Below are 10,171 nucleotides of genomic sequence, written 5' to 3'. Positions count from 1 at the left end.
GAAACCGACGCCATAACAAACACTTACCGGGATAAACTGAGCGAGGCGGGTTGCGCCGGCGGTGGCCACCGGCTCGAAAAGCCACTCGAGCGCCCCGCCGTTGCCCGGATCACCTGGAGGAGCGCCCGTGAAACGTCTGCGGCCCACTCGGTTTCTGCCTGACCTTTTTGTTTTTTCGATGCACGTCGCCCGGTTTGCCCGCGCGGCTCGAAGCCGGATCGTGCGTGTCATGCCCGCCATCATCATGGCCGCGCACGCGCTGTCAGCAACTGCCGCGTTACCCATCAAGAAAATCAGGCTTCCGTCGGGCTTTCATATTGAAGTGCTGTCTGACGACGTGCCGAGCGCGCGTGCAATGGCCCTTTCTCCACAAGGCATCCTTTATGTGGGCAGTCTCGACGGGCGTGTCTATGCGCTCCAGTTGCACGACGGCCGCGTGGCCGGCCGCCATGTGATCGCCTCCGGCCTGCAAATGCCGGCGGGCGTGACGTGGCACGACGGCGCGCTGTATGTGTCCGCCGTGTCGAAAATCGAGCGCTTCGATGCTATCGATTCCCATCTGAACGATCCGCCGAAGCCGGTCGTGGTCACCGACCAGTTACCTACGGAAACACACCACGGCTGGAAATTCATTGGGTTCGGACCGGACGGCAAGCTCTACGTGCCGCAGGGGGCGCCGTGCAACGTCTGTGAACGGGACCGGAACCGGTTTGCGCTGATTGGCCGGATGGACCCGGACGGCAGCCACTATGAAGTGGTCGCGCGCGGCATACGCAATACGGTGGGCTTCGCGTGGCATCCGGTCACGCACGAACTATGGTTCACCGACAACGGCCGCGACCTTCTCGGCGACGATATTCCGAGCGACAAGCTCAATCGCGCGCCCCGTGCCGGGATGGACTTCGGTTTTCCCTACTGCCACGGCGGCGACATAGCCGACCCCGAACTCGGCGAAGGCCACCCGTGCAGCGCGTTCACAGCGCCTGTCGCCAAACTGGGCGCACACGTGGCGGCGCTCGGCATGCGCTTTTACGACGGACCGATGTTTCCCGCGGACTACCGTAACAACGTCTTCATCGCGGAACACGGCTCATGGAACCGCAGCAAAAAGGTTGGCTATCGCGTCGTGCGTGTGATCGTCGATCCGGACGGCGGCCACGCCCGCCAGCAAGTGTTCGCCGAAGGCTGGCTGCAACCCGGCGACGCAGCCTGGGGGCGTCCGGCCGACGTGCTGCCGTTACCCGATGGATCGCTGCTGATCAGCGACGATTACGCTGGCGCGATCTATCGCGTCACGTATTCGGCGCCTTGATACATCGGCAAGCGATGATGCCGGCGGGGCAGTGTCCCCAACGAGAACCGCTGCACTTGAAGCCGGGCAACAGAAAGTCCTTCACCTCAAACCGGATGTAGCCGACGGCAATGGCTCACAACGCCCGGCCCGCGCCCCTCCCGGCGCCACGCGTAAGCTGCCGCAGCGACACGCAATATGACCACCCGAGGTGCGCGAGCGTAGAATGCGCGTCGGCCCGCGCTACGCCGCGCGACGCTTCTTTTCGACCGCCTGTCACTACCCTACCGACGCGTTTATGTCCACCGCTGCCTCGACCTCCCCGCGCTTCAGATCCAAGACGATTACCGCCGCGCTGGCGTTCCTCTTTGGCAGCCTCGGCGCCCACCGCTTTTATCTGTATGGCAAGCGGGACATCTACGGCTGGGCACATCTGCTCGGCACGCTGATCGGTATTCCCGGCGTGATGCTGCTCGTGGCCACCGAACGGGCATCGATACCGGGTTGGGTACTCGCTTCCATCGGCGCGGTGTCGCTGTTCGCCGCGTTCCTCGCGGCGCTCGTCTACGGACTGCGCCCAGACGACAAATGGGACACGCAATTCAACGCCCACACGCCGCGCAAAAGCCGCTCCGGCTGGGCGGTGATCTTCGTCGTGATCTTTTCACTGCTGTTCGGCGCATTCCTTTTGATGACCGGTCTTGCGATCGCCTTCCAGACCTACTTCGAGAGCCAGGTGGAAGCGGCCAAAGCGATCTCCCAATAACGCGCCCGCGAGACGCGATGCGCGTGACAGGCGCTAGAAAAGCCTCAGCTGCGGGCTGTCGCGCGAGGGCGCCGATGCCGGCGCCGCCCCGCTCGATCGCTCCATCCGGCGAAAATGCGACATATCGAGAATCCCGCGGTCGCGCTGATTCAGCCCCAAACGGCGCACGGCCTTGTGAAAGCGCTGCTTGAGAAGGTCCGCCCATAAGCCCTCTCCTTTCATACGGGTCGAGAACGACGAGTCGTAGTCCTTGCCGCCGCGCATATCGCGCACACGGCTCATCACGCGTTCAGCCCGGTCCGGAAAGTGCGCGGTGAGCCAGTCCTTGAACAGCGGCGCGACTTCCCACGGCAGCCGCAATACGATGTAGCTCGCGTTGCTCGCGCCAGCCTCCGCGCACGCTTCGAGCACGCGCTCAAGATCCGGTTCGGTGACGAACGGGATCACCGGCGCAATGCTGACGCCGACCGGAATGCCCGCTTCGCTCAGCGTGCGGATCGCGCGCAGGCGGCGCGACGGCGTAGCCGCGCGCGGTTCGAGCGTGCGCGCAATGTCGGCGTCGAGCGTGGTGATCGTGATGGCGGCCATGAATTGCCCGCGCGCGGCCATTGGCGCCAGCAGATCGAGGTCGCGCTCGATCAGCGACGACTTGGTGATGGCCGCGAACGGCTGATTGCGTTCGCTGAGCACCTCGATCACGCGCCGCGTGAGGCGCAGGTCGCGTTCAGCCGGCTGCCATGCGTCGGTGGCAACGCCCAGCGCAATCGGTTCGGGAACGTACGATTTCTTCGATAGCTCCCTCTCCAGCAACTCCGGCGCGTTGATCTTCGCGTAGATGCGGCTTTCGAAGTCGAGCCCCGGCGACAGCCCCAGGTAGCTGTGCGTGGGCCGCGCGAAGCAATAGATACAGCCATGCTCGCAGCCGCGATACGGATTGAGCGACACGCTGAACGGGATATCCGGCGACGCATTGCGCGTGAGTATCGTCTTCGCGCGCTCCTCGAACACCTGCGTGCGCAAGACCTTCGGCTCGCCGTCTTCGTCGGCGGCCTGCCAGCCGTCGTCGACCGCTTCGCGCTGGTCGACTTCATAGCGGCCTTGCAGATTCGTGACCGCCCCGCGCCCCTTGCGAGGCGCGGGCGGCGCAATCGGAAATTCTGGAACGGCAGAGTAGTCGGGATCATCCACGGTGGGAGCACGCGAGAACAGGAAACGGAAAACAAAAAGGCGCCAAACACCTGTATAAATATACAGTGTTTACGCCGTTTGTCGAGCCCTTCGCTTGGTCCAAGACAAGCCCGCCCCCAACGTGCCACCGAAGCCATTCAGTCCCGTTATTCGCCCACCGGGATGGTCAACGTCTCCTTGATCTCCTCCATCACCACGTAGCTCTTCGACTGCACCGCGCCCGGCAGTTGCAGCAGGATGTCGCCGAGCAGCTTGCGGTAGTCGGCCATTTCGCCGATACGCGCCTTGATCAGATAGTCGAAGTCGCCGGACACCAGGTGGCATTCGAGCACCTGCGGGATCTTCTGCACCTCGCGGCGGAACTGATCGAACATGTTGCCGCTTTTGTGGTCGAGCGTGATCTCCACGAACACCAGCAGCGCCGCGCCCAGCTCAGCCGGGTTCACGCGCGCGTAATAGCCGGTGATCACGCCGTCGCGTTCCATCCGCTTGACGCGCTCGATGCAAGGCGTCACCGAGAGCCCGACCTGCTCCGCGAGGTCCTTCATCGCCATCCGGCCGTCCTGTTGCAGCAGCCGCAGGATCTTGTGATCCAGCTTGTCGAGGGCCCGCACGGGCTGGCGCTGGGTACGCATAGTGTTTTTTCTAAAAGTTATGAAAATACGATAACAAAACCTGCCTGACTGTTAATAGTATAGCGGTTACCACTGGGTAAGCCGCCTATCACTACAGTTGCATCTCGCTGAACGCGATGCGACGGAATTGAATCGCGAGCGGCTCCGCCTGACAACTTTCCGAACACTTGGAGCAGCTATGCGAGTCGTCGTATTGGGCAGTGGCGTCGTTGGCGTGACGAGCGCGTATTACCTCGCGCGCGCCGGTCACGAAGTGACCGTCATCGATCGCGAGGCCGGCCCGGCGCTCGAGACGAGCTTTGCCAACGCGGGGCAGATCTCGCCGGGCTACGCGTCGCCGTGGGCCGCGCCGGGTGTGCCGCTGAAGGCCGTCAAGTGGATGTTCCGGAAGCATGCGCCGCTCGCCGTCCGTCTGGATGGCACGACGTTTCAGCTGCAATGGATGTGGCAGATGCTGCAGAACTGCACCGCCTCGCGCTATGCGGTGAACAAAGGCCTCATGGTGCGGCTTGCCGAATACAGCCGCGATTGTCTGCAAGCACTGCGCGCCGAAACCGGCATCCAATACGAAGGCCGCACCGGCGGCACGTTGCAGGTGTTCCGCACCCAGCAGCAGTTCGATGGCGCCGCCAAAGACATCGCCGTGCTGCAGGAAGCAAATGTGCGGTACGAACTGCTGTCGGCGGACCAACTCGCGGAAGCCGAACCGGCGCTCGCCGCCGTTTCGCACAAGCTGACCGGCGGCCTGCGTCTGCCTGGCGACGAAACCGGCGACTGCCAGATGTTCACGACGCGGCTCGCGGCGCTCGCCGAAGAACTCGGCGTCAAGTTTCGCTACAACACGTCGATCGACGCGCTCGCGATGGCAGGCGATCGCATCGCCGGCGTGCAGTGCGGCAATGAACTGGTGCGCGCGGATTCGTTCGTCGTCGCGCTCGGCTCGTACTCGACGCGCTTGCTCGACGGCATCGTCAAGATTCCGGTCTACCCGCTGAAAGGCTATTCGATCACCGCGCCCGTCGTCGATGCAGCGGCCGCACCGGTGTCGACCGTGCTCGATGAAACCTTCAAGATTGCGATCACACGCTTCGACGACCGGATTCGCGTGGGTGGGATGGCCGAAATCGTCGGCTTCGACAAATCATTGCGCCACGCCCGCCGCGAGACGCTCGAACTGTGCGTGAACGACCTGTTCCCCGGCGGTGGGGACACGTCGAAGGCGACCTTCTGGACCGGTCTGCGGCCGATGACCCCGGACGGCACGCCGATCGTCGGCCGCACGCGGGTGCCGAACCTGTACCTGAACACCGGCCACGGCACGCTCGGCTGGACGATGTCGTGTGGCTCCGGCCAACTGCTCGCGGACGTGATGTCGGGCAAGCAGCCGGCAATCCGCGCGGACGACCTGTCGGTGCATCGCTATCTCGGCGAAACGGCGGCCGACCATCGGCCTGCTTATGCATGAATGACCTTTAGCTGCCAGTCGTCGCGCATGCGGTGACGACCAAGCAAAGAACAAACGGCGCCTCGCAAGGCGCCGTTTTCATTTCACGTCCAAAGACACCCGCCGCGACCGGCGTGTCAAAACTGATCTTCGGATAAAGCCAGCACGCCCTCGTCGCCCTTCGCGTTGACGATCGCCACTTCCAGCGCGCCCGCCTGCGGCAGCATGTGCTCCGCGTAGAACTGGGCGGTCGCGATCTTGGCGCCGTAGAACGCCGGGGCTTGATCGCGCCTGGCCGCAGCGGCGAGCAATGCGCGCGCCATCTGCCAGCCGCCAAGCACGATACCGGCGAGCTTCAGATACGGTACGCTGCCGGCGAACACCGCATTGGGATCGCCCTTCGCATTCGCAACGATGAAATCGACCACGGCGCTCATAGCGCGATGCCCGTGCGCAAGCTGCGTCTTCATCGACGCGAAGGCCGCACCCTCGCGCGCGTCGAGCGTCTCGAGCGTCTGCGCGATACCGGCGAGCAGTTCCTTCGCGACCTTGCCGCCGTCGCGCAACGTCTTGCGGCCGATCAGATCATTGGCCTGGATCGCAGTCGTGCCTTCATAGATCGGCAGAATGCGCGCGTCGCGGTAGTACTGCGCGGCGCCGGTTTCCTCGATAAAACCCATGCCGCCATGCACCTGCACGCCGAGGCTCGCGACCTCGATCGATAGTTCTGTACTCCAGCCTTTCACGATCGGCACCAGGAATTCGTAGATCGCCTGATGCGTGGCGCGCACCGCGTCGTCCGGGTGACGATGCGCGAGGTCGCAATGAGAAGCCGCGACATACGCGAGCGCGCGCGACGCCTCGGTGAGACTGCGCATCGTCGCCAGCATGCGGCGCACGTCCGGGTGCTGGATGATCGCGACCGGTTGCTTCGCGGAGCCATCGACGGGGCGGCTCTGCACGCGTTCCCTCGCATACGCGACCGCCTTCTGGTACGCGCGGTCCGACACGGCGACACCCTGCATGCCGACCGCGAAACGCGCGGCGTTCATCATGATGAACATGTATTCGAGGCCGCGATTTTCTTCGCCGATCAGTTCGCCGATCGCGCCGCCGTGATCGCCGAATTGCAGCACCGCGGTGGGGCTCGCCTTGATACCGAGCTTGTGCTCGATCGACACGCAATGGACATCGTTACGCTCGCCCAGCGAACCATCGTCATTGACGAGAAACTTTGGCACGAGAAAGAGCGAAATGCCCTTCACGCCTTCAGGCGCATCCGGCGTGCGCGCGAGCACCAGATGCACGATGTTGTTCGCCATATCATGCTCGCCCCACGTGATGAAGATCTTCGTGCCGAACAGCTTGAACGATCCATCGGACTGCGGCTGGGCGCGCGTGCGCACGAGCGAGAGATCGGAGCCGGCCTGAGGCTCGGTCAGATTCATCGTGCCAGTCCATTCGCCGGAGATCAGCTTCGGCACGAAGGTCTGTTTCTGCGACTCGGTGCCGGCGGTCAGCAGCGCTTCGATCGCACCGTCGGTCAGCAGCGGGCACAGCGCAAACGACAGGTTCGACGCATTCAGCATTTCGACGCATGGTGTAGCAATCAGCTTCGGCAGACCCTGCCCTTCATAGTCGAGCGGATGCTGGACGCCCTGCCAGCCGCCGGCTGCAAACTGACGAAACGCGTCGCGAAAACCCGGCGTCGCGGTGACGACGCCATCCTTCCAGCTGCTCGGATTGCGGTCGCCTTCGACGTTCAGCGGCGCAAGCACTTCGCCGCACAGCTTCGCCGATTCTTCGAGCACGGCCTGCGCGGTGTCGAGGTTCGCGTCTTCGAAGCCGGGCAAATTCGCGATCTCTTCGAGTCCGGCCAGTTCTTTCATCACGAACAGCATGTCGTTGATGGGCGCCGTATAGCTCATGTCGGTTCTCCTCCGTTGATATGAAAAAAGGGCGCCGGACTTGGTCGGTCCTGCGCCCTTCGCCTGCTTTCAGCGGCCGACCCCAGATTGCCGCGGGTCGCCAGCGCCGCGGCGCTTAGCCGAGTTCATTCACGAGTTCGGGCACGACGGTAAACAGATCGCCGACCAGGCCGTAATCGGCGACGCTGAAAATCGGCGCTTCCGGATCCTTATTGATCGCGACGATCACCTTCGAGTCTTTCATCCCGGCCAGATGCTGGATCGCACCCGAGATACCGACCGCGACATACAGTTGCGGCGCGACGATCTTGCCGGTCTGCCCGACCTGGTAGTCGTTCGGCACGAAGCCCGCGTCGACAGCCGCGCGCGATGCGCCGAGCGCCGCGCCGAGCTTGTCGGCCAGCGGCTCCAGCACCTTCGTGTAGTTCTCGCCGTTGCCCAGACCGCGGCCACCCGACACGATGATCTTCGCGCTCGTCAGTTCCGGACGGTCGAGCTTCGTCACTTCACGGCTCACGAACTGCGAGATGCCCGCATCGGCCGCGGCTTCGATCTTCTCCAGCGCCGCGCTGCCGCCTTCGGCCGCGACTGCGTCGAAGCCCGTCGAACGCACGGTGATCACCTTGATCGGGTCCTGCGATTGGACGGTCGCGATTGCGTTGCCCGCGTAGATCGGACGCTCGAACGTATCCGCGCCATCCACCGCGGTGATGTCGCTGATCTGCGCGACGTCGAGCTTCGCCGCGATACGCGGTGCGATGTTCTTGCCGTAGGCGGTGGCCGGCGCGAGGATGTGCGAGTAGTTTTTCGCGATGTTCAGCACGGTCGCCTCGACGTTTTCCGCGAGGCCTTCAGCCAGTTGCGGCGCGTCGGCCAGCAGCACCTTGCTCACGCCAGCGATCTTCGCCGCCGCATCGGCCGCGGCCTGCGCATTGTGACCGGCGACCAGCACGTGAATATCACCGCCAATCTTCTGTGCCGCTGCGATCGTGTTCAGCGTCGCGGCCTTGATCGACTGATTGTCGTGTTCTGCTATTACGAGAGTTACGAGGTTCGTCATTTGATCTGTCTCCGCGTTCTACTTAAAGCACCTTCGCTTCGGTCTTCAGCTTGTCGACCAGCGTCTTCACGTCCGGCACCTTCACGCCGGCAGAGCGCTTCGGCGGCTCGGCCACTTTCAGCGTCTTCAGACGCGGGGTGACATCGACGCCGAGATCGTCGGGCTTGATGGTTTCCAGCGGCTTTTTCTTCGCCTTCATGATGTTCGGCAGCGTCACATAGCGCGGCTCGTTCAGGCGCAAATCGGTCGTGATCACGGCCGGCAGCGTCAGCGACAGCGTTTCCGCGCCACCGTCGACCTCGCGCGCGACAGTCGCCTTACCGTCGGCAACCGTCACTTTCGATGCGAACGTTGCCTGCGGCAGATTCGCGAGTGCGGCAAGCATCTGGCCGGTCTGGTTGGAGTCGTCGTCGATCGCCTGTTTGCCGAGGATCACCAGTTGCGGCTGTTCTTTGTCGACCAGTGCCTTCAGCAATTTCGCCACCGCGAGCGGCTGCAACTCTTCGCTCGATTCGATCAGGATCGCGCGGTCCGCGCCGATCGCAAGCGCGGTGCGCAGCGTTTCCTGCGCCTGCGTGACACCGGCCGACACCGCGATCACCTCGGTCGCGACGCCCGCTTCGCGCAGACGCACGGCTTCTTCCACAGCGATTTCGTCGAACGGATTCATCGACATTTTCACGTTCGCGATGTCGACGCCCGTGCCGTCCGATTTCACGCGGACCTTCACGTTGTAGTCGACCACTCTCTTCACCGGCACCAGAATTTTCATGCACACGCTCCAAAGTTACGAATACGTCAACCCAACGAACATTATAGCGACTGCCCTGCCGGCAGCCTGTCGCGGGTGCTTGAGTAGAAGGATATCGCTCCCCTGCGGCGTGACGGCAATATCGAACGATCGTTCTATTTTAATCTCGAAAAAACCCGGGAAACAACCCCGGGTTTCAACTGAGACCTGCGGTTCGCTTGCCGTCATGTTGTTTTGCGACGCGCACGGTCCGCTGCGGGGATTACCAGGCGGTGATCACCGAGCCGCCGAATTTGCTGTCGACGAACTGCTTCACTTGCGAAGAGTGGTAAGCCGCGACGAGCTTTGCGACCCACGGCTTGTTCCTGTCGGCCTCACGGATCGCGATGACGTTCACGTACGGGCCCTTCGGATCTTCGATCGCGATTGCATCCTGCTTCGGCTTCAGCCCCGCTTCCATCGCGAAGTTGGTGTTGATCGCGGCGGCGTCGACATCACCGAGCGAGCGCGGAATCTGTGCGGCGTCGAGTTCGACGATCTTCAGTTTTCGCGGGTTCTCGACGATGTCGAGCCGTGTCGCCTTCAATCCCGCATCGGCGCGAAGCTTCAGCAGGCCCTGCTTCTGCAGCAGCAAAAGCGCGCGGCCGCCGTTGGTCGGATCGTTCGGCACCGCGATCTTCGCGCCCGGCTGCAGGTCGGCGAGCGTCTTCACTTTCTTCGAATAAATGCCCATCGGGTAGGTGACCGTCTCCGCGATATCGATCAGCTTGTAGCCGCGGTCCTTGATCTGCGCGTCGAGATACGGCTTGTGCTGGTAGCTGTTCGCGTCCAGATCGCCGCCGGCGAGCGCCGCATTCGGCTGCACGTAATCGGAAAATTCGATGATCTTGATGTTCAGACCGTTGTTCGCCGCGACCGTCTTCACGACGTCCATGATTTGAGCGTGCGGGCCGGCAGTGACGCCGACCTTGATCGTGTCTTCGGCGCGCGCCGCGGTGGTGGCGAACAGCGAAGCCGCGCCGAGCGCGGCAGCGAGCTTGAGAATAAAGCGACGTTGCATGATGGACTTTCCAGATCTATGAGTGGGCTTCGCTAGCCCTTGTTTATT

Annotated in this window: 9 protein-coding genes; 3 read left to right on the top strand and 6 right to left on the bottom strand. The window is 63.1% G+C overall.

Annotated elements, in window-relative coordinates; genetic code table 11:
- Nucleotides 1-244: 244 nt before the first annotated feature.
- Both VGH68_RS02155 and VGH68_RS02150 read left to right on the top strand, forming a co-directional pair.
- Nucleotides 245-1,312, top strand: a complete 1,068-nt coding sequence (locus tag VGH68_RS02155; protein ID WP_414696881.1) for a PQQ-dependent sugar dehydrogenase — start codon at nt 245-247, stop codon at nt 1,310-1,312.
- Between the two features lie 277 nt (nt 1,313-1,589).
- A complete protein-coding gene (locus VGH68_RS02150) occupies nt 1,590-2,057 on the top strand; it encodes a TM2 domain-containing protein (RefSeq protein ID WP_331601859.1) in 468 nt (155 codons plus the stop codon).
- Between the two features lie 33 nt (nt 2,058-2,090).
- On the opposite strand, the gene VGH68_RS02145 is transcribed toward VGH68_RS02150, so the two are convergent.
- On the bottom strand, nt 2,091-3,245 hold the full coding sequence (locus VGH68_RS02145; protein WP_331601858.1) for a PA0069 family radical SAM protein: 1,155 nt from the start codon (nt 3,243-3,245) through the stop codon (nt 2,091-2,093).
- Between the two features lie 146 nt (nt 3,246-3,391).
- Nucleotides 3,392-3,880, bottom strand: coding sequence for an Lrp/AsnC ligand binding domain-containing protein (locus tag VGH68_RS02140; RefSeq protein ID WP_331601857.1), 489 nt, complete (start codon nt 3,878-3,880; stop codon nt 3,392-3,394).
- 178 nt (nt 3,881-4,058) lie between these two features.
- On the opposite strand from VGH68_RS02140, the gene VGH68_RS02135 reads away from it, so the two are divergent.
- Nucleotides 4,059-5,345: a D-amino acid dehydrogenase gene (locus VGH68_RS02135; RefSeq protein WP_331601856.1), complete on the top strand. Its 1,287-nt coding sequence runs from the start codon at nt 4,059-4,061 to the stop codon at nt 5,343-5,345.
- A gap of 116 nt (nt 5,346-5,461) precedes the next feature.
- Here the strand turns inward: VGH68_RS02135 and VGH68_RS02130 are convergent, their stop codons facing one another.
- The 4 genes from VGH68_RS02130 to VGH68_RS02115 all read right to left on the bottom strand — a co-directional run bounded on the left by VGH68_RS02130 (nt 5,462) and on the right by VGH68_RS02115 (nt 10,123).
- Nucleotides 5,462-7,252, bottom strand: coding sequence for an acyl-CoA dehydrogenase (locus VGH68_RS02130; protein ID WP_331601855.1), 1,791 nt, complete (start codon nt 7,250-7,252; stop codon nt 5,462-5,464).
- A 115-nt stretch (nt 7,253-7,367) separates the two neighbouring features.
- Entirely contained in the window at nt 7,368-8,312 is a 945-nt protein-coding gene (locus VGH68_RS02125) for an electron transfer flavoprotein subunit alpha/FixB family protein (protein ID WP_331601854.1), read from the bottom strand.
- A gap of 22 nt (nt 8,313-8,334) precedes the next feature.
- The gene (locus VGH68_RS02120) at nt 8,335-9,084 is read right to left on the bottom strand and encodes an electron transfer flavoprotein subunit beta/FixA family protein (protein WP_331601853.1); all 750 of its coding nucleotides are present in this window, start codon (nt 9,082-9,084) and stop codon (nt 8,335-8,337) included.
- Between the two features lie 241 nt (nt 9,085-9,325).
- Nucleotides 9,326-10,123: a MetQ/NlpA family ABC transporter substrate-binding protein gene (locus VGH68_RS02115; RefSeq protein WP_331601852.1), complete on the bottom strand. Its 798-nt coding sequence runs from the start codon at nt 10,121-10,123 to the stop codon at nt 9,326-9,328.
- Between the last annotated feature and the right edge of the window lie 48 nt (nt 10,124-10,171).

Origin of the sequence: Paraburkholderia sp. (assembly GCF_036488505.1) — a bacterium.
Taxonomy (GTDB): Bacteria; Pseudomonadota; Gammaproteobacteria; order Burkholderiales; family Burkholderiaceae; genus Paraburkholderia.
Note: the sequence above shows the minus strand (reverse complement) of the source record. Positions and strands in the feature narration are given on the sequence as shown.